This is a genomic window from Dyella sp. AD56 (assembly GCF_002878475.1).
Taxonomy (GTDB): Bacteria; Pseudomonadota; Gammaproteobacteria; order Xanthomonadales; family Rhodanobacteraceae; genus Dyella.
This window is the reverse complement of sequence record NZ_NRDP01000012.1, coordinates 82046-99633: the sequence shown is the minus strand read 5'-3', so window position 1 is coordinate 99633 and position 17588 is coordinate 82046. Positions and strand designations below refer to the sequence as shown.

Genomic DNA, 17588 nt, shown 5'->3' with positions numbered 1-17588 from the left:
GACTCCATGAGCGATACCGCCGCCACGCCACGCCCCGCTCGCCGCATCGGCGCACTCGCGCGCCTCTGGCCTTTCGTGAAACCCCATCGCGGGCTGGCCCTGGGCTGGCTGGTGTTCCTGGGCATCTCCTCCGGCGCCACCCTGGTGTTGCCGATGGCGGTGCGACACATGATCGATCAGGGCTTCGTCCACTCCAGCGCGGCCGCCATCAACACCACCTTCCTCGGCCTGTTCGGCGTGGCACTGGTGATGGCCTTCGCCACCGCGGCACGCTATTACTGCATCACTTTGCTGGGCGAGCGAGCTCTGGCAGCGATGCGCTCGAAGCTCTACGCGCACGTGATCCGGTTGGACGTGGGCTTCTTCGAGCGTAGCCGCGTGGGTGAACTGATCTCGCGACTAGGCACCGACACAGAGGTGATCCAGGCATTGCTTGGCTCGGGCATTTCGGTCGCGCTACGCAGCGTGGTGATGCTGATGGGCGCCAGCGCCATGATGATCTGGACCAGTCCGCGCCTCGCCGGCCTGACGGCGCTAGTAATCCCCGCGGTGATGCTGCCGATTCTCCTGTTTGGCCGCCGCGTGCAGAAACTTTCGCGCGCCAGCCAGGATCGTCTTGCCGACACCGCCGCCATCGCCAACGAAACCCTCAACGCCGCCCAGGCGGTGAAGGCATATGCACGCGAGGATATCGAAAGCACGCGCTACGCGAGCGCCATCACCCGCGCACTCGCCACGGCGCGCAAACGTATCGGCATGCGCTCGATGCTGACTGCCACGGTGATCGTGCTGTTCTTTGGCGCGATCACGCTGGTGTTGTGGGCCGGTGCGCGTGACGTGATCGCGGGTACGCTGGGTGCGGGCGTACTCAGCCAGTTCGTGCTGTACGCCATCTTTGCTGCCGGCTCGCTCGCCGGCCTGTCCGAAGTGTGGGGCGACGTGCTGCGCGCCGCCGGCGCCATGGAGCGCATCGGCGAGCTATTCGAGGAACGCGCAGAGATCACCAGCCCGACCAAGCCGACCCCGCTACCGAAACCAGTGCAGGGCGAGCTGCGCTTCGAGAACCTGGGCTTCCACTATCCGACGCGTCCCGACGCACCGGCGCTCTACGACTTCGACCTGACCATCCGGCCCGGCGAAACCGTTGCTTTGGTTGGCCCCTCCGGCGCGGGCAAGAGCACCGTATTCGCCCTGTTGCTGCGTTTCTACGATCCGCAGACCGGTCGCATCACGCTGGATGGTGTCGACCTTCGTGCACTCACGCTGCCGGAGCTGCGCGGCGCCATCGCGCTAGTGCCGCAGGAAACAGTGATCTTCGGTGGCACCGCTGCCGACAACATCCGCTTTGGCCGGCAGGACGCCGATGACGACGAAGTGCGCGATGCCGCCCGCGCCGCGGAGGCGCACGATTTCATCAACGCCATGAGCAGGGGCTACGCTGAGGAGCTGGGCGAACGCGGTGTGCGCCTCTCCGGCGGCCAGCGGCAACGCATCGCGATTGCGCGTGCCATTCTTCGCGACGCACCGCTATTGTTGCTGGACGAGGCCACCTCCGCGCTCGACGCGCAATCCGAAGCTGCCATCCAGCAAGCGCTGGAACGGCTGGAGAAAGGTCGCACCACGCTGGTCATCGCCCACCGCCTCGCCACCGTGCAGCGCGCCGACCGCATCGTGGTGCTGGACGGCGGACGCATCGTCGCGCAAGGCACACACCAGAGTCTGCTTGCCGAAGGCGGGCTCTATGCGGAACTGGCGCGACTGCAGTTCACCGCCTAACGGACCTCACTCGATCGAGCGCTTACGTGGTGCGTGAGCGCTCGACTTTTCGTCTATCGATACGCCACCCACGCGACCTCCGCGATAGAAGGCCAGCACGTAACGCCAGAAGCGCCCTGCCGACGCCACCAGGGTGTACCAACCCAGCGGCGTCGGCTGGATGGCCACCTTGAGCGCACGCGCGTAGTCGAGCACCAGGCCGGGCGTCCACGCCATGGCTTCTGCCCGCTTTCTCAATTGGGCTGCCACCCACAAATCAGGGTTGACCATGGTGCGCAGAAATCCGCGCTTTGCAGACGACCCTTCCAGCGCCGCCTCCAGGCAATGCGCCACGCTGCTGGAACAGTTGCGGTTGGTCAGGTTGTATGTCGTGTCCTGGCGATAGCGCATCCAGAACGCGCGCAGGCGTTGGCGGTCGAAGTGATCGAAACGCACCTCGGTGTTCGATTCGCACCAGCCTGCGACTTCCTCCTCGTAGCTCGGCTGGAACTTGCCGGCCACGTTATTGGCTACCGTGGCGCGCAGCATGCTGGCGAAGTCACCCGTGGAGCGGTCGATTTCAACCGCCGGGTAGTGGCTGACATAGATATCCGGCGCACTCCCCAGCGCGGCGTGTCCCGTCGAGATAACGCCTTTGGCATCCACCGCGGCGATGTAGCGATCCACCAGCGGCTGCGGCACCGCATTGTCGACGGAACCCGATGGCGTCCATACGTAGACCACCAGATCGCTGGCGACATCATCCAGTGGCTCGGGCGTGAACCCCGCATCACTCACCGCCGCGTCACGCATGAGCAGCCAGGAGAGCACCGCGTGGTCCGGCAATTTCTTCAATCGCCACGCCTGCCGGAGCAGGCCACACCCGGTAAGGAAAAAGCCCATGCCAATGCAATACGGCACGGTGCCCGTGTAGAAGGTCGGGTAAGGCTCGAACATGAAAGCGGCAAAGCCCACCTCCAGCAAGCCCGTGCACAGCGACAACCGCCATCCACGAAAACGCACCACCGCGGCAGCCGCGATGCGGAAGATGCCATCCGCCAGAAAAGCGAGCCCGAACGCCATGGCGAGGATCACGCTGGCGGCATGATGCTGGTCGATGATCAGCAGGCCCAGGATCAGAAATACCACGCCACGCGCCTTGCGCAGTGCAGATGGTGTGCCCTGTCGCGGCGCGGATACCGCCAGCGTGACGACGGCCTCCACCAGCAGCAGGTAACCGAACACGTGCAGCGGGAAATACAGCACGTTGTCTAGCGCATCGATGAAGATCGCCACGCCAAGTGCAGCCCATAGCGCGCCGCCGACGGCGAGGATCAGCCAGCGCCGCCGAATAAAATCACTACCTAACAGAAGCAAGCCCAGTTGCACCATATGACGGCTCCGTCATTCATTGCGCCGGTGGGAACACAACCTTCTGCGCCCGATACCCTCAGGTTTCGCTGCGCGACACCGCCATGAACACCGCAAACACAGCGCACCCTAATGCGATCACGCCCGGCAGACCGAACAGCGCGCTCATCCCCATGGCCACACCGGCCAGTGCCGGGCCGACCAATGCACCCAGGCCCCACGCCAGCCCCATAACGGCGTACACGCCCACCAGATCACCGCCCTGGAAGCGACTACCCACCATCGCCAGCATGACGGTGTAGATACCGACGAACAGACCGCCCCAGACGAATACGACGGCGAACGCCAGCCATGTTTCCCGCAGAGCAAACGGCCAGAACAGGGCGGCTGCGGCGGAAATCGACGCGAGCGCCAACACCAACCGACGCTTGCTCACCTTGTCCGCCAACCACCCGATGGGCAATTGCAGCACGATGGCCCCCAGCATCAGCACAGAGATCAGCTGCATGGCGCGCGCCGCCGTCCAACCCAACTGCGTGGCGTAGAGCGAAATGAAAGACAGGCCCGCCGTCTCCACGCCCGCATTGAGCACGGTGGTAGCGATGGCGATGGGTGCAAGCCGCAGGTAACGCATAGGGTGCGCGTGCTCTGGCTTGCTGCGCCCCGGTGCAATGACCCAGGGCGGCAGGACGAACGCGACGGCGGCCAGCGCAATGGCAGCGCCTGCCAGATAAGCGGCCGTGTCGACGCCCAATACCGAAAGCAAGGCCGGTCCCAACACCATGCCTAGCGACAGTGCAGCCGTATAGACGGCCATGGTGCGTCCACGGGCTTGCTCCGTCGTGAGCACGTTGGTCCAGGTCTCGGACATGACGAACAAGGTCTCTGCCGCCATGCCCAGCGCGATGCGCAACGGAAACCACCATGCCACGTCGGTCACACGAGTGAATGCGGCCAGCACGACGGCGGTGACGACCAGCGCGGCCACGGCCAGTGCCCGCGCGCCGAAGCGGGCGGCCAGCGAGGGCATGGCCGGGGCGATCAACAGCACGCCCAACGCATGCATGGCGGCATTCACACCGATATAGGTGCCAGAGTGCCCGCCAGCGGCAAGGCTCATCGCGATCAGTGGCGCGGAAAGACTGTAACTGAGGCCGAAGATGGTGGCCGCCACAATCACGGCGACCGTGGAGAGAAGGCGCGGCCAGCGACTCAGGACCTGCGTCGCAGGCACCGCCACTTGGTGCGGCGCATTCACGCCCTCACTCCCGCCAGAAAGGCCAAGGATGGCCGGTATGCTTGCCGATCGTTCCGCTCGCCCATGGGATTGGCTCGCTGGGTGTGGATGACGCGCAAGTCTTCAGCTTAAAACGACATCTCCCCGATTGCCAACGACCGGATCCGCCCTATCAGCGTAGCGGCGCCAACGCCCTCGCCAGCGCCCGCACTTCATGCTCGTCCGTGCGAATCTCGCCACCGGCCATATCGGGCAGTTGCTGGTTCGTCCATCGCATACCTGAGGGAAGGCCGGCCTTGGCGGACGCGTGAAATTCCGTCGCACCGGTTGCGTGGACCAAGTCCGCGATATTCGATGCATGGACACCTGCGCCCGGCATCACCGCGATGCGCCCAGCCGCTTGTTCGACCAAGTGACGGATCGTTGCTGCCCCCTCCATCGCAGACGCGGCACCGCCGGAGGTAAGCAAACGCTCGGCACCTAGCGCGACCACATCCTCTAGCGCCTGCGCGGCACTCCTGGCCATGTCGAAAGCGCGATGGAATGTCACACCCATGCCACCGGCTGCTGACAACAGCGGCTTGCAGCGTGGCACATCGACACGTCCGTCCGCATCGAGGACACCAAACACCACACCATCGCAACCAAGCGACAGGCACGTCTCGATATCGCGATGCATGGTGGTCAGTTCATCGTCGTTGTAGAGGAAATCCCCTGCCCGCGGGCGGATAAGCACATAGACGGGAATGCTCAACCGCTCACGGACCTGCGCGATCTGCGCCGCCGACGGCGTCAGCCCACCCAGCTCAAGACCCGTGCATAGTTCGACGCGATCCGCTCCACCTGCTTGCGCAGCCAGGGCGGAGGCGAGCGAATTGGCTGCGATCTCGAGCAAAGGTTTCGTCATCAGTAGACGCTCTTCGATGGCAGCAGGCCATCTTGCTTCTTCGCGTCACACACGGCGTACGAAAAGCCGGGTTGGATAGCGAACGCGCCGACCTCACCCTCGCGATTCATGGCGAGGAAGCCCACCTGCAAATCCTTCGATGCCGCGGGACGGCGCTTGACGATGCGCATCACGGCTTCGCGACATGCATCCTGCGGCGAACGCCCTTGCCGCATCAGCTCCACTACCAGGAAGCTACCCACATTGCGGATCACCTCCTCGCCGACGCCCGTCGATGTGGCCGCGCCAACATCGCCATCCACATACAGGCCGGCACCAATGATGGGACTGTCACCCACACGGCCCCGCAATTTCCACGCCATGCCGCTGGTGGTGCAGGCGCCCGCCAGTCGCCCGTTGGCGTCGATGGCGAGCATGCCAATGGTGTCGTGGTTGTCCTTGCCGCCAGGCATGCCGGTCTTGCCGTAGTCGCGTACTTCGCTGTTCGCCGAGGGCTGATAGTGGGCCGTCTTCAGCCACTCCTTCCACGCCGCCTCGGATTCGGGCGTGAGCAGTTCTTCTTTCTTGAAGCCCTGCTCGATCGCGAACTGCAGTGCACCATCGCCGACCAATAGCACGTGCGGCGTTCGCTCCATGACACGGCGCGCCACCTGGATGGGATGAGCAATATGCTCCAGCGCCGCCACGGCGCCGCAGCTGCCATCGGCATCCATGATGCTGGCGTCGAGCGACACGTGTCCGTCGCGATCCGGATAACCGGCACGGCCCACGCTGTGATTCTTCAGGTCGGCCTCCGGGATCATGACGCCCGCTTCGACGGCATCCAGCGAGCCGCCACCCTTGGAGAGCACGCCCCATGCGGCCTGGTTAGCGGCGACGCCGAAGTCCCACGTCGACACCACGCGCGGCGCAGTGCCGCTTGTTTTTGCACCCTTGGTTTCCGCCAATGCGTTGGCTCCGCCCGCCAATGCCACGGCCGAGGCACCAAGCAGGGATGCCTTCAGAAAATCTCTACGATCAGCCATCGTGCGCTCACCCAAAAATGAAAGAAGCCCCGCGCTTTACGGCGCGGGGCTTCTTTTAGATCGATGACCGACGCAGGCGCCGGCTCACCGAAATCAACCAGCGATCTCGACGCCCGAAGCCTGGGCGCCCTTCGGCCCCGTGGTGACTTCGAACTGCACGCGCTGACCTTCCTGCAGGCTACGAAAGCCCTTAGCGTTGATCGCCGAAAAGTGGACGAACACGTCCTCCCCACCGTCCTCGGGCGCGATGAAGCCGAAACCCTTGGCATCGTTGAACCACTTGACCGTACCGAAACGCATTGCGTGAACCTCTGAATCATGGACTGGATGCACCACGGATAGCGATGAACCACCTTGACCCCTTGGTCCGCCGCCCCTGGCACCAGAGAAGTATCAACATGTTTTATGCCAAAGCGCAATACGGCGGATGCACTGGCACGTTAAAACCCCCACCGGCTGCTCAGCTTTTGAGCAAAACGCCAAGGATGCGAGGTACCTCTGCCGTAGCCGCCGCCAGGTGGGCGAAGATCTCTTCGATGCTGATTTCCGCTTCGTCCCCGCAGCCCGCGGCAAAGTTGGCCACCAGCGCAAGGCAGGCGTAATCCATCTCCAGTTCGCGTGCGAGTACGGCCTCAGGCATGCCGGTCATGCCGACCAAATCGCAGCCGTCGCGCTTCATGCGTGCGATCTCCGCCCGAGTTTCCAGTCGCGGACCCTGGGTGGCGCCGTAGCAGCCACCATCAATAGCGGCGATACCTGCCGCGCCTGCTGCATCGATCAACTCGCGACGGAGCGACTCGGTGTAGGGCTCGCTGAAATCGATATGACGGACCTCGGCACCCTCCACATCGCAAAAACTCGTGTAGCGGCCATGCGTGTAATCGATGACCTGATCCGGCACGACGATAACGCGCGGCCCCATGTCAGCCCGAATGCCACCTACCGCATTCACGCCAATCACTTTGCGCGCACCCAGCGAGTGCAGCGCCCAAAGGTTCGCGCGGTAGTTCACCCGGTGCGGCGGAATCGTGTGGCTTTCGCCATGACGCGCGAGGAAGGCCACCTTGCGGCCGGCGAAGTCACCGGTAACCACGTCACCCGATGCAGGGCCATACGGCGTGTCGATACGGTGGCGCGAGGTGTTCTCGAGCCCGGGGAAGTTGTACAAGCCGCTGCCGCCGATAACAGCCAGGTCGATAGTCACGATGCGTTCCTGTTTACGAATTAAATGTCGTTGGTGGTGACGGCCAGCCGTTCGGCGAATCCCTGCAGGTGGCGACCCAGCGCCTCCCGCGTCCGCTCATCGGTCAGCCGGCCTTCGATAATCTTGGTATGCGCCTGGAACACCAGCACATCGCCCTGCGGCTCGGTGCGAGCGCCCGCACGGCGCAGCACCAGGCGAAGCTGGTCCTGCGCACGCACGGTGCCAGTGATGCCCGGACTGGCACCGATGATGCAGATGGTCTTGCCCGTCAATGCGGCAACCTTGCGCCCCTTGCCGGCGCGCGACGCCCAGTCCACAGCGTTCTTCAGCACGCCGGTAATGCCACCGTTGTACTCGGGGCAGGCGAACAGCAGGCCATCCGCACGCTCGATGGCCTCTTTGAATTCAGCGACCGGCGCAGGATCACCCTGCTCTTCCACGTCCTGATTGAACAGCGGCAGATCATGCAGGCCATGAGCGATGATGCTCATCCCCGCCGGCGCCAGTTCCTGGGCGGCATGCAGCAGTGCGGTGTTGAACGAGGCCTGCCGCAGGCTGCCGGAAATCCCCAAAACATTCATAGGCCACTCCTGTTGTGCAACGCCCCAAAGGAGCACGCCAGCTTTACTTCAGTGCGTAGATGCCCGGCAGGTTACGGCCCTGCTCGTGGTAGTCCATGCCGAAGCCGAACACGTAACGATCCGGCAACTCGACGCCATTGAAGTCCGATGCAACGCCGTCCACCAGACGATCATGCTGCTTGATGCACAAGCTGGCGATCAGCACGCGGCGCGCTCCACGGCGCAAGCAATCGTCGCGGACAGCTTTCAGGGTGTGGCCTTCGTCGAGGATGTCGTCCACCAGCAATACAGTGCGCCCAGCCAGGTCCGCCGCAGGCTCGCGCAGCCAGTGCAGCTCACTGCCCGACGTCGCGCCGCGATAGCGGGTGGCATGCACATAGTCGAATTCAACATCCGTGCGGATCGCCAACGCGAGATGGCCCGCGAAGATCAGTGCGCCATTCATCACGGTGAGGAAGACCGCGCGCTCGCCATCCAGCGCTGCATCGATATCGCGCCCCATGGCGGCGATGACCGTTTCCAGCGATGCGCGGTCGAACAACAAGTCAGCGTCAGCGAGCGCAGTCGCTAGCGAGGGAGTAGAAGCAGTCATGCCGGAGTTTGTCCTTCCGCGGCATGGAGTGCCGCGATGCGCGCGATGAAACGTTCGCGCTGGGGGTTGTCGTTGAGGCCATCCCAGGTGGACGCGACCGCGCCACGTAGCGAGGCAATGCGCTCAGGGGAGGCGGCGGCCCGTCCTTGCACGGCGGCGATCGCCTCGTCCACCACGTCGGGGAAGCAGGCAAGTACGAGATCGCAACCCGCGTCGAGGTGCGCGCTCACGCGCGCCGCTGCGCCACCGGCCGCTCCGGCCGCCGCCATGCTGATGTCGTCGCTGATCACTGCACCGGTGAAGCCCAGTTCCCTGCGCAGGATTTCCTTGATCCAGCGCGACGAGAAACCCGCCGGCTGGGCGTCGATTTCGGGATAGATCACGTGCGCCACCATCACGGCCTCCGCATGCGCGGCCAGCGCTTCGGCGAATGGCACCAGGTCGTCGCGCCGGATCACATCCAACGGACGCGGATCCACCGCCGTCGCCTTGTGCGTGTCCATGGCCACCGAGCCATGGCCGGGGAAGTGTTTCAATACGGCCGCCATGCCACCCAAGTGCATGCCGCGCACGTAGGCCTGCGAAAGCTCCGCGGTGACGGCCGGATCGGCATGGAATGCACGCAGGCCAATGGCCGCGTTGCCACGCGCCAGATCCACCACAGGGGCGAAGCTGAAATCGACACCGCTTGCGCGCAGTTCGCTGGACATCACCCAGGCGTGCTCCTCCGCCAAGCGGATCGCATCCTCCGGGTCGCGGTCGTATACGGCACCGATGGTGGAGAGCGGCGGCAATCGGGTGAAGCCGTCACGAAAACGTTGGACGGGGCCACCTTCCTGGTCCACGGCGATTAGCATCTCTTCGCCACCGACGTCGCGGATATCATCGATCAGCGCCATCAACTGATCGCGCGAACTGTAGTTGCGCGAAAACAGCACCACACCCGAAACACCACGCGCCTTCAGCCACGCGTGCTCAGACGGCGCCAGCGTGGTACCGGCCAGGCCGATCATCAGCATGACTGCGGGTCTCCTGCTGCCTCGCGCTCTTCCTGTGTCCAGTGCGCATAAGGGTGAGCGATGAGGTTGACGTTGTAGTAGCGAGCCAGGTGACTGACCTCGCGCGCCAGCCATGACGGCCGCGGGAACGACGCATCGACCGAAGGCAGTTCGACCTCGGCCACCACGAGGCCGGCGTTCTCGCCGAAAAATTCGTCGATCTCGAACAGCACGCCGTCCACGATCACGTGATGGCGGATTTTCTCGACCACACCGTCGCACAGCTCAGCGAGCATTTGCTCGGCATCGGCGATGGGCACGGGATACTCGAACTCGGCCCGCTCGATGCCCAACTGCGCCGATTTGATATTGAGCCAGGCGCGCTCACCGGTGCGGCGCACGCGCACCGAAGCGCGCGCGGTGCCGTCGTGCAGCGCCTGCGCACTGACCAGATAGCCCTGGGCGATGCGCTCGCTTTCGCTGACGGCGTCGCGCCAACCATCGTGACCCAGGAGGAATTTGCGTTCGATTTCGATGCCCATGCTTCGCCCGATGATTGGGGGATTGTGTGACGGAGTGGTGAAGGTCGCCGGGCGACTCAGCGCTCGAACAAGGCGATCGACTCCACGTGCGCGGTGTGGGGGAACATATCCATCACCCCCGCGGCACTCAAGCGGAATCCATGCTTCTCCACCAGGATGCCGGCATCGCGAGCCAGTGAGCCCGGATGGCACGACACGTAGACGATGCGGCGCGTTTCCTTGTGCGGGAGATACTCCAGCACCTTGTCGGCACCAGCACGCGGCGGATCGAGCAGCAGCTTGTCCCACGGCTGCTTGGCCCAATGCGCATGACGCTGGTCCTCGAACAGGTTGGCGACTTCAAACCGTGCATGGGTGATGCCGTTACGCGCGGCGTTCTCCGCAGCGCGCTCGACCAGGCCATGCTCGCCCTCCACGCCGACGACCTCCGCCACGCGACGCCCGATGGGCAGCGTGAAGTTGCCGAGGCCGCAGAACAGATCGAGCACGCGATCCGTCGGTTGCGGATCGAGCAGTTCCATGGCGCGCGCCATCATGCGGCGATTCATGCCCGCATTCACCTGCACGAAGTCGAGCGGGCGGAATTCCAGCTCCACGTCCTCGAACGCCGCATCGCCACTCGGGATGCGGAACGCCAGGCGCGGCGCCTCCGGCCACAAAGGATGCACACTGGTCACGCCGCCCGGCTGCAGGTAGATGGCAAAGCCATGCTGCTTGCCGAACTCGATCAGCGCGGATTGATCGCGCTCGCTCAGCGGCGCCATGTGGCGAAACACCAGCGCGACGACGTCGTCGCCGGCCGCGAACTCGATCTGCGGAATATCCGCCGCCGCATCCATGCCGCTCACGAGCTCAGCCAGCAGGCCGATCTTGGGGCCCAGCGCCGGATGCACGACCTCGCAGTGCGTGATGTCGGCTACAAAGCGCGGATTGCTTTCCTCACGGAAGCCCACCAGCACGCGTCCCTTCTTGGCCACGGAGCGCACCGACAGGCGACCTTTGCGGCGATAGCCCCAGGGCTCATCCGTCAGTGGCGGCAACCACGTGGCCGGCGTCACCTTGCCGATGCGCTCGAAGTTGTCCTTCAGCACACGCTGCTTCACTTCGATCTGCGAGACGGCATCGAGATGCTGCAGCGAACAGCCGCCGCACTGTCCGAAATGACGGCAACGCGGTTCGACGCGATGCGGCGATCGGGTCAACAGCTCCACCACCTCGGCTTCGTCGTAATGACGATGCCGTTTGCGGATGCGCAGCTTGACGTCTTCGCCCAGCAGCGCGCCGCTGACGAAGACGGCCTTGCCGTCGATACGGGCTACGCCTTTGCCGTCATGGCTAAGATCGGTGATGGTGGCTTCGAGTTCGTTCATCGTGAGTGCTGTCTTCCAGAAACGCGCACGCCCGGATCATGGGGACCCGGGCGCGGTGATCGGGCTGGTGCCCGGTTGTTGGCCCGCATCGCGGCGGAACCATGAACGGGCCAGGGGTGGGCGTACGGCTTACTTCTGCTTCCAGGCGCCCGAGGCATCCTGATAATACCAGCCCGCACGCGCCCGCTCGATCCAACCCTTGGCAAACGTGGCGCGGATTTGCGATTCCCATTCGGGGTGATTGTTGGCATTGGCCACTTCGCGATACAGGGCGTTGCGATCCCGGTTCTCGTCGGCCACCGAAGCGCTCACCCCGGCACGCTGATCCAGTGGCACCTTGCCGGCGTCACGCACCGCCACCAGGCCATCCTGCGTGAAACCCACCGCGCCACTGTTGAACAAAGGTGTCAGGGTGTCGCGGAAGCGCGCCTGCATGCGCCCGTGAATGGCATCCGTTGTCGCGGTCTGGATAAGCAGGTTCGGCGCGTCGGCCGCATAGGCGGCTGGAATCAGCAGATCCAGCAGCATGGCGGACGGTTGCCCGCTCTTCTTCACCGGCGGGGCAGACTCATTGCTCCTGGCGGGCGACGAAGGCGCCGCATTGTCCAACACGGTGCCGATGAACTGGTCGGCCGCTTTCTGAGCCGCCGCCTCAGGGAAATACACGTTGATGGTGACGCACCCCACCAATGCGACCAACAGCATGGTCAGCAATCCATAGACGAGCTTGCGCATCTTCGACTCCTTCGGGGATGGGGTGTGGCTGGAGGCACCTGATTCGACTCAGGGCGTCCCTAGTGGACTTCCGGTCCGTTGCCTTCAATGGCGGCTTTCAACCGGCGAACGAGGGTCGGCCAATCGACCTGGGTCTGGTGACCGATCACCTGCAGGCGCGGCAGTCCGCTGCCCTCGACGATAGTGTAGCCGTCGGCGTCGTCATCGAGACCGCCCATACGGCACACGGAGGCCTGCAGGGTGCAATTGAGGCCGATGCGCTTGTAACCGAACGTCTTGAAGAGCTTGAGAACAGCGCCCTGCAAACCCGCCGCCGCGCCACCGCCACCGACACTGGTGAGGTTGTTCACGGCGCGCTGACTGATGCGACCGCCACTGCCGGCGAGCAGGTTGGCCTTGAAAGCCACTGGATTCCAATTCACCAAGCGTAGCTCGTTGATGGAGCCGTCCATGCGGCCGGTGATGTTGCCGAAATCGAACACGCTGGTCATCGCGCCAAGATCAAGCTGGCGCAGTTGCACGTCACTGGTCAGCACGGGGCTGGGGCCGAAAGGACTCTGCAATGTCAGGCGCGTGATATCGACGAAGCCGTCGAACACATTGATCGAGAGGCCACCCTCGAGCTCAAAGCGATCATCAACCCAACGCAAGGCAGGAATGGCGCCACCCAGGGTGCCGGGGAACTCCGGCCACCCCATGGCACGCGAGAACGCCGCCATGTCGATGCCCGCGAAAGCCAGCGACGTTTCCAGTCGACGCCCCTTGGACGCCGCCGGACGCCATTCCAGGTCGCCCACGTGCACACGGCCATTGAGCAGAGGGATGTCGACCGAGTGTTGCAGGCTAAGCGCGCCGCTCCGGCTCTGCCAGCGCGTCTGCGCCGCGCCATGCGGCATGCGATAGACCTGCAGGGCCTGCCAGCTCAGCGTGGTCGCCGGTCGATCGGCATTGGCATTCCAGTCGAGACCGCCGCGCAGCCCCTTCACGCCCAGGCGTCCCTCTCCATCCGCGACATCGAGCCCGTCGGTATCAAAGGCGAAACTGCGCAGGCCATCCGCACCGAGATCCAGGTTGCCGCTCAACTGACCTTCGATACGCACATCGCGTAAACCCAGCGTGGTGAGCCACGCCTGGCCGTAGCGCTGGTAGGCGGCAGGGAAGCGCGACTGCAAGCGATCGAGCTTGAGCTGCTGGAGGTCGCCCTTCGCATTGAAGGCCATCGAGCCTTCCAGTTGCAGCGCGTCGGCATCCGCCACGCGCAGGCGGTTGAAATCGACGGCGCCATTTCGTATCGCCGCAGCGAGACTCAACTGAACCGTGTGATCCGGTAGCCGGGCGAAAATGGGGCCGAGCAACAACTCGCCACCGCGCAAACCCGCATCGAGATCGATGCGAGACGGCGCGCTGGTCGTATCGATATTGAGACGCCCGTTGCCATTGACCGATTGCCCCGCCAATGCACCGCCGGGCGTGTCAAAGCCACCACCGCTCAGCGCGAACTGTCCAGAGGCCTGCAACCCCTTGTCCTGCAGATCCAGCGCCATGTCTGCATCGAGCTTGCCGCCGGTGACGCGGCCCGACCACACCGTGCTGAGCACGCCTTGCAGCCAAGCAAGCGGCACACCCTTGAGGCTGATCTGGGCATGGGTGGGCTGGTCGAGCGGAAGAGCGGTGCTGGCCTGGATAGCGCCCTGCGATATATCGATCTCCAGCGTGTTGGCGGCCTCGTCGATCACCATCGACACCTTGGCATTACTCAGCGCACCGCCTTGAGCACCAGACAACTGGGCGACGCCATCAAACAACCAACGCATGTGGGTGTCTCGCTGCAGAGTGCCCTGCAGATCCACACCAATGCGTTTCCAACCCATCGACGGGACATCGGCCTTGGCGGCCTTCAGACCAAGCTTGAGCCCGCCCTGCCCGTCCTCACCGATCCGCGATTGCACGCCCTGCATTTTGAGGCCGGGCACGGTCACCGTCTTGGCGCCCAGCGCCACGTCCGCGCGGACCGGCAACGACAAGCCCACCCCAAAAAGGATGAGCAGGCTGAGCAACAGGTGGCTTGAGTTGGCACGCATGACGCGCCATTCTGCCAAAATCAGCTGAACGACATGGACACGTCATGCAACACCCGTCTTCCAATACCCCCACGGGCCATCGGGGCATGCCCGACGCGGTCCGCGCTTTGGTGGCCGACGACGACCCGAGCAGCCGGTTTTTCCTGGTGGAAGCCTTGCGCAGCCTTGGCCTGGACGCCCAGGCCTGCCATGACGGCCCCTCAGCCATCGCCATCGCCCGCCAGGAGGCCTTCGACCTGCTTCTGCTGGACTGCCGGATGCCCGGCGCTGGCGCGGAAGAAGTACTCGCCGCACTCCGTAGCGATCCAGACGCACGTTCCAGCGACTGCACCGCCGTCGCGACCAGCGCCGAAATGGACGTGAAGGAACGGCAACGCCTGCTGTCCTCCGAGTTCAGCGAAGTCCTGCAGAAGCCCTGCAACCTGGCGGACCTGCGCCGCATCCTGGCCCTGGTGCAAGCGGGCGCGACCGCCTCGCCGCTGCTGGATGACGCACAGGCGATCGCCACCATGGGCGATGCGGACGTGGTAAAGGCTATGCGCACACTCTTGCGCGTGGAGTTGACCGGCCTTTACCAGGATCTCGACGCCCTTGCGAACAACCCCGAGGCGCTGGCTGACCGCCTGCATCGACTGCGTTCGTCCTGCGGCTTCTGCGGCGCAGCGGCCCTGGGCATGCAGACGACCGTGTTGCAGCGTCACCTGAAGCTCGGGCACTCGGGGACATCCGTGCCGCTGTCGCGCTTCCGTCGCTCCCTGCTGGCCACCATTGAGGCGCTGGCTGCCGAAGATCCGGCCTAAGAGCCGGACTTAGCGGCGCGACATCGCGGCGCCGAGCACGTGCCACGCGCGCAGCTCGCCGCCTCCCAGATGGAAACGGATCACCTCCCGCATCATGACCCGCAACGCCGACAAGCCGGCAGCATCCGGCATCACGTCGGCGACCAGCGCGAGCAGGTCGGCGCCTCGCAACGCATGGGGCGTACCTGGACGACACGGCGCCGGCCCTTGCTCGACCACGTAGCGATAGTGCTGCGCAGGCTCCACAGGCTCACCCGACTCCGCTTCGAACTCCAACTGAAGTGCGTAACCTACCGCTTCCAACAGGTCGCGCTCGAAACGCCTCAGGCTCCAGGCCAATGGTTCGCCCTGGGCGAGGCGCGGCAAAGTGCGGGCATAAGCATCGAACAGCTCGGGCAACGGGTCCTCCCGCCCGGTTAGCCGGACCGACAATTCGTTGAGATAGAGGCCGGCGAGCCCCGCATCCCCTACCAGGCGCAGCGGCGCCCCTACACCCTCGGCCGACTGCAGTGTCGCCAGCTCGCCACGCAACATCAGGTCCAGCGACAAGCGCTGGAAAGGCTCCAACTGCGCGCGCTGCAGCCGCGCACGTTCGCGCCTCACCCCGCGCGCAACCACCCCAAGCCGCCCGTGCTCTCTCGTCAGGCACTCGAGCAGCAGCGACGTCTCACGGTAGGGCCGCGAGTGAAGAACGTATGCCGGTTGCTGTTCGATGCGCATGGCGTGAGCGGCGCGCCCAGGTCATTCCGTTGTCGCGAGTGGAGGTTTCGCCGGCCCGCCTGGCGCAGGCGCGATCAATCCGTGTAACCGAACTTCTTCAGCATGGTCTCGTCGTCGACCCAGCCTTCGCGCACCTTCACCCAAAGGCGCAGGAACACCTTGCGCTCGAAGGCTCGCTCCATGTGACGACGCGCCGACGTGCCGATGGCCTTGAGTTGAGCACCACCGTTGCCGATCACAATGGCTTTCTGACCGTCGCGTTCGACCCAGATGATGGCGTGGATCTCCGCGACACCGTCCTCGCGGTCCTTGAACTGCTCGATCTCTACCGTAGTGGCGTAGGGAAGCTCCTGATCCAACCGGAGCATCAACTGTTCGCGCACCATCTCCGCGGCCAGGAAGCGCTCGCTGCGATCGGTGACCTCATCCTCACCGTATACCGGCGGTTGCACCGGCAAGCGCTTGAGGATGCCAGCCTCCAGTTCCTTGAGGCCCTTTTCCTTGAGGGCGCTGACATAGTAAATGTCATCGAAGCTGTGGCGAGTCATCAGCTCGGCCACAAACGGAAGCATGGTCGACTTGTCTTTCGCGAGGTCGACCTTGTTGATCACCAGCAGGCGCGGCACCTTCTGCTCGACGAGTGCGTCGTAGAGCGCTTCATCTTCGTCAGTCCAGCGGCCAGCCTCGATCACCTGCACAACCACGTCGACTTCACTGATGGCCGAGCGTGCCGCCCGATTCAGGCTACGGTTCATGGCGCGCTTGGCACCGCGATGCAGGCCCGGGGTATCCACATACATGATCTGCCCCGCCTCGCTGGTGGCGATACCCAGGATGCGGTGGCGTGTCGTCTGCGGGCGCGGGCTCACGATGGACAGGCGGAAGCCGATCAATGCATTGAGCAGAGTCGACTTGCCCACATTGGGGCGGCCAGCCAGGGCTACGGTGCCGCAGCGGAAATCGTCGTGCGGAAGTTCGGCCGGTGCGCCGAGATTGAGTTGGTCGTTGTCATTCATGAATTCAGTTCCTGCAATCGGCGCAGCACGGTTTCGGCAGCGTCCTGTTCGGCGGCTCGGCGACTGGTGCCGCGCCCATCGGCGCGAATCTGCGCGGGTTCGTTGATTTCGCAGGACACGTCAAAAGTCTTGGCGTGGTCTTCGCCATGGCTGTCGATCAGATCGTACTGCGGCAAGGGCCAGCCGCGCGCCTGTAAGAGCTCCTGCAGGCGCGTCTTGGCGTCCTTGGAGGACCGCGGAATGGCCGCCACCAATGGCTCGAACAGCCCGCGCACCACCGTGCGGCAGGCATCGAACCCGGCGTCGAGATACACCGCGGCTATCAGCGCCTCAAAGGCGTCAGCCAGGATGGACTCGCGGCGAAAACCACCGCTCTTCAATTCGCCAGAGCCAAGTTTCAGCTCGTCACCCAGCTCCAGCTCCCGGGCGATGACCGCCAACGCCTGGCCATTTACCAACTGCGCCCGCAACCGGGACATCTCGCCCTCGCTGGCGTTGGGATGGGCTTCGTACAGCAGTTCGGCCACGACGACGCCCAACAGGGCGTCACCGAGGAATTCCATCCTCTCATTGTTCGGCCGACCGGCACTGCGATGAGTCAGTGCCAGCTGCGCAAGAGAGGGGTCAAGAAATCGATAGTCGAGCTTGGTCAAA

The 17588-nt window shown here is 64.4% G+C and carries 18 protein-coding genes; 2 read left to right on the top strand and 16 right to left on the bottom strand.

Going from position 1 to position 17588, the window contains the following annotated elements; all coding sequences use genetic code 11:
• Positions 1-6 precede the first annotated feature (6 nt).
• Complete coding sequence (locus DyAD56_RS10375; protein ID WP_102302691.1) at positions 7-1776, top strand: ABC transporter transmembrane domain-containing protein; 1770 nt, start codon at positions 7-9, stop codon at positions 1774-1776.
• Positions 1777-1782: 6 nt separating this feature from the next.
• Here the strand turns inward: DyAD56_RS10375 and DyAD56_RS10370 are convergent, their stop codons facing one another.
• From DyAD56_RS10370 to DyAD56_RS10310, 13 genes are all read right to left on the bottom strand, one after another.
• Positions 1783-3147 (bottom strand): DUF308 domain-containing protein, encoded by a 1365-nt coding sequence (locus DyAD56_RS10370; RefSeq protein ID WP_102302690.1) that lies wholly within the window; start codon positions 3145-3147, stop codon positions 1783-1785.
• Positions 3148-3205: 58 nt separating this feature from the next.
• Positions 3206-4384: an MFS transporter gene (locus DyAD56_RS10365; RefSeq protein ID WP_199178937.1), complete on the bottom strand. Its 1179-nt coding sequence runs from the start codon at positions 4382-4384 to the stop codon at positions 3206-3208.
• 151 nt (positions 4385-4535) lie between these two features.
• A complete protein-coding gene (locus tag DyAD56_RS10360) occupies positions 4536-5270 on the bottom strand; it encodes a copper homeostasis protein CutC (RefSeq protein ID WP_102302689.1) in 735 nt (244 codons plus the stop codon).
• Positions 5270-6295, bottom strand: coding sequence for a N(4)-(beta-N-acetylglucosaminyl)-L-asparaginase (locus DyAD56_RS10355; RefSeq protein ID WP_102302688.1), 1026 nt, complete (start codon positions 6293-6295; stop codon positions 5270-5272). Before DyAD56_RS10355 ends, DyAD56_RS10360 begins: the two co-directional genes overlap by 1 nt.
• A 93-nt stretch (positions 6296-6388) precedes the next feature.
• A complete protein-coding gene (locus tag DyAD56_RS10350) occupies positions 6389-6595 on the bottom strand; it encodes a cold-shock protein (protein ID WP_102302687.1) in 207 nt (68 codons plus the stop codon).
• Between the two features lie 160 nt (positions 6596-6755).
• Positions 6756-7499 (bottom strand): S-methyl-5'-thioinosine phosphorylase, encoded by a 744-nt coding sequence (locus DyAD56_RS10345; RefSeq protein WP_102302686.1) that lies wholly within the window; start codon positions 7497-7499, stop codon positions 6756-6758.
• A 20-nt stretch (positions 7500-7519) separates the two neighbouring features.
• Complete coding sequence (locus DyAD56_RS10340) at positions 7520-8080, bottom strand: NADPH-dependent FMN reductase (RefSeq protein ID WP_102302685.1); 561 nt, start codon at positions 8078-8080, stop codon at positions 7520-7522.
• Between the two features lie 43 nt (positions 8081-8123).
• Positions 8124-8672: a hypoxanthine-guanine phosphoribosyltransferase gene (locus DyAD56_RS10335; RefSeq protein ID WP_102302684.1), complete on the bottom strand. Its 549-nt coding sequence runs from the start codon at positions 8670-8672 to the stop codon at positions 8124-8126.
• Positions 8669-9691, bottom strand: a complete 1023-nt coding sequence (gene nagZ, locus DyAD56_RS10330; protein ID WP_102302683.1) for a beta-N-acetylhexosaminidase — start codon at positions 9689-9691, stop codon at positions 8669-8671. The genes DyAD56_RS10335 and nagZ overlap by 4 nt, the downstream gene beginning before the upstream one ends.
• Entirely contained in the window at positions 9685-10212 is a 528-nt protein-coding gene (locus DyAD56_RS10325; protein WP_102302682.1) for a CYTH domain-containing protein, read from the bottom strand. The genes nagZ and DyAD56_RS10325 overlap by 7 nt, the downstream gene beginning before the upstream one ends.
• 56 nt (positions 10213-10268) lie before the next feature.
• The gene (gene rlmD / locus DyAD56_RS10320) at positions 10269-11582 is read right to left on the bottom strand and encodes a 23S rRNA (uracil(1939)-C(5))-methyltransferase RlmD (RefSeq protein WP_102302681.1); all 1314 of its coding nucleotides are present in this window, start codon (positions 11580-11582) and stop codon (positions 10269-10271) included.
• Positions 11583-11711: 129 nt separating this feature from the next.
• Positions 11712-12317, bottom strand: a complete 606-nt coding sequence (locus DyAD56_RS10315) for a YdbL family protein (RefSeq protein WP_102302680.1) — start codon at positions 12315-12317, stop codon at positions 11712-11714.
• Between the two features lie 59 nt (positions 12318-12376).
• Complete coding sequence (locus DyAD56_RS10310) at positions 12377-14398, bottom strand: DUF748 domain-containing protein (protein ID WP_102302679.1); 2022 nt, start codon at positions 14396-14398, stop codon at positions 12377-12379.
• A gap of 44 nt (positions 14399-14442) precedes the next feature.
• Between DyAD56_RS10310 and DyAD56_RS10305 the strand changes: the two genes are divergently transcribed.
• The gene (locus DyAD56_RS10305; protein WP_233202372.1) at positions 14443-15198 is read left to right on the top strand and encodes a response regulator; all 756 of its coding nucleotides are present in this window, start codon (positions 14443-14445) and stop codon (positions 15196-15198) included.
• A 9-nt stretch (positions 15199-15207) separates the two neighbouring features.
• Here the strand turns inward: DyAD56_RS10305 and recO are convergent, their stop codons facing one another.
• The 3 genes from recO to rnc all read right to left on the bottom strand — a co-directional run bounded on the left by recO (position 15208) and on the right by rnc (position 17587).
• On the bottom strand, positions 15208-15918 hold the full coding sequence (gene recO / locus DyAD56_RS10300) for a DNA repair protein RecO (RefSeq protein ID WP_102302677.1): 711 nt from the start codon (positions 15916-15918) through the stop codon (positions 15208-15210).
• Between the two features lie 74 nt (positions 15919-15992).
• The gene (era, locus tag DyAD56_RS10295; protein ID WP_102302676.1) at positions 15993-16934 is read right to left on the bottom strand and encodes a GTPase Era; all 942 of its coding nucleotides are present in this window, start codon (positions 16932-16934) and stop codon (positions 15993-15995) included.
• Positions 16931-17587, bottom strand: a complete 657-nt coding sequence (rnc, locus tag DyAD56_RS10290; protein ID WP_102302675.1) for a ribonuclease III — start codon at positions 17585-17587, stop codon at positions 16931-16933. Before rnc ends, era begins: the two co-directional genes overlap by 4 nt.
• Position 17588: the final 1 nt, after the last annotated feature.